The organism is Acidithiobacillus sp. TH-A36 (assembly GCF_057473445.1).
This window is the reverse complement of the sequence record NZ_JBYCKP010000133.1, coordinates 1-1,918: the sequence shown is the minus strand read 5'-3', so window position 1 is coordinate 1,918 and position 1,918 is coordinate 1. Positions and strand designations below refer to the sequence as shown.

Here is a 1,918-nt window from a genome sequence, read left to right as displayed (position 1 = left end):
GGTCGTGATCTGGATAAGGTGCTGGCCAGTTCTGGCACCATTCAGATCCTTCCCAGAGAATCTGTGCGGGTTTTCGGAACTGCGCGGAAGGCGATTGAAACTACCCTGTTGGCAAAGGGTACCCGTTTCTTCGGAGGATTCCTCGTTTCAGAGGAAAATGCCTCTGAAGTCCAAAAATCCCTGGAAAAAATCCGGGATACCGTTCTGGAAGCCAGAGTAAAGCTGGCTGCCGATCTTCCACGGATTCTGGAAGATCGGATCAAGGATGCTCCCGAATGGGAGGATGTGATCCGGCAAAGCGCACCTTCTCAGGCGGACATCGAGGAGTCCGTCAACTTTGGCTGGATCAAAACTCCAATCAACCTGGCGGACCCTGAGATCAAACAGGTGCTAAAGGGAAACCCCCTGCACATAAAAATAGCCAAGGAGATGTCCCAAATGGCTAGTACCTATCTGGGGCGGCCTTTAGGATCCGGAAAGCGTGGTATTCCGGGTCTTGGGACGCTGAAGGCTATCCAGGTCAAAGCACGCGCCTTGGCTTTCCTTGATGGTCGTTTCAGCGGCCTAGATGAAGCGATAAAGGTGATAATTGATGGTACAGGATCCGGTGGCCCTGCTGCTGGAATGACCGTCCTGGGCGTGCTCAAGGTACTGAGCGACCCCAAGGCTGTTTTGGAGTTCGATTCTGCAGAAGCCGGCGCGTTGTTGCCCGAAGAAACAGAATCTCCAGCAGCAGCGGTTTCTACCACGGATGTTCAATCTGTAGAGGATCCGGAACCCGATTCAGCTATTGAAGCGGCTGAAGAGGATGATATGGAAGATGAACATCCCTCTTTCATTCCGCAGCCTGCCAAGATCAGTCGAGTTCCTGACTGGACCTTTTAAACTTCCCCTCAACCCCTTTGCTTCGGCTTTGGGGTTTTTCTTTGCCTGCTATTCCATAGATTTTGTCCAGCCTCTTTCTTTCGGCACTGCTAATGCAATCCGTTTTTCGAGGAGGTTTCCATGTATAATTTGTGGGATAGGCTTTGCCGATCCAGATTTTTCAGGCTTTTCTATGCGCCACATCGTCGGAGGATTTTGGCACACGAGCTTTCTTTGGCAGCAAGAGGTGCATCAATGTATATAGCGGTAGCATCGCTGGCTCAGAACAAGCTGGAAGAGTTATTCCTGGCAGCCGTGGTTTGGGCTACGTTGGTGCTCATCGCAGTGATTGTTGCACCCTCACAAAAAGGAGATTCTGAATGAATGGCATTACCGTTTTTGCGCTAACAGTCATTGGGATAGCTCTTTTTATCGGTGCTTTCTATCTGTTTTTGGATTATGCCCACGCAAAATCAGAGCAGGCAAGGAAAGCTCAGATAAGCAGCAGTGCTCATTCGCCCGAATCTCATACGACTGGCGAAATTTCCTGAGCGGGTTCTTTCGATGGGACACATACCCTATGTTCCTGGGCTTTCGTTAGCCACGATCCTGGCCCTCATCGCACTGGGCATTGCGCTTTGGTCGCGTAGGCACTGAATCCACCCCCACCCCACGGCTTTGGCTTTGGGGTTTTTCTTTTTGGGTGGCTATTCTTGCACCAGAGACCAGTCTGTTGGAAACTTTCTCCTAAGCGCATCGCTTTTTTCCGTTTAAGCCACGAACACGGGGTTCGTGCGTCTTTTTTTCAGGAGAAGCTATGTCGCAGGATATTCTTTTTAATGCCGCCCTTGCACTGCTGTCTGAAGGTGGCTTCATCGAACAGGTTGCCGCTAATCCACTGACCTTTCGGTTGGTGTATGAGGACGATTACGTCCCTCTCTCCGGAGGGATCGTGCAGCGTTTGCAAAACGGTCGGCATATTCGCGAAGGCAGTAGTCTAAACGGAAGAAAACGCTTCTATGCTAAAAAGGGGGCTGATCATGGAAGATTTTAA

General features: G+C 50.6%; 4 protein-coding genes. All 4 read left to right on the top strand.

What is annotated here, in order from left to right:
- Positions 1-885 (top strand): DUF3150 domain-containing protein (locus tag AC2VLY_RS03715; RefSeq protein WP_486894131.1); only part of this gene is annotated, 885 nt, incomplete at its 5' end.
- A gap of 234 nt (positions 886-1,119) precedes the next feature.
- Positions 1,120-1,248, top strand: a complete 129-nt coding sequence (locus AC2VLY_RS03710) for a hypothetical protein (RefSeq protein WP_486894130.1) — start codon at positions 1,120-1,122, stop codon at positions 1,246-1,248.
- Positions 1,245-1,415 carry a hypothetical protein gene (locus AC2VLY_RS03705; RefSeq protein ID WP_486894128.1) on the top strand — a complete coding sequence of 57 codons (171 nt, stop codon included), beginning with the start codon at positions 1,245-1,247 and terminating at the stop codon, positions 1,413-1,415. The genes AC2VLY_RS03710 and AC2VLY_RS03705 overlap by 4 nt, the downstream gene beginning before the upstream one ends.
- 266 nt (positions 1,416-1,681) lie before the next feature.
- The gene (locus tag AC2VLY_RS03700) at positions 1,682-1,918 is read left to right on the top strand and encodes a hypothetical protein (RefSeq protein WP_486894126.1); all 237 of its coding nucleotides are present in this window, start codon (positions 1,682-1,684) and stop codon (positions 1,916-1,918) included.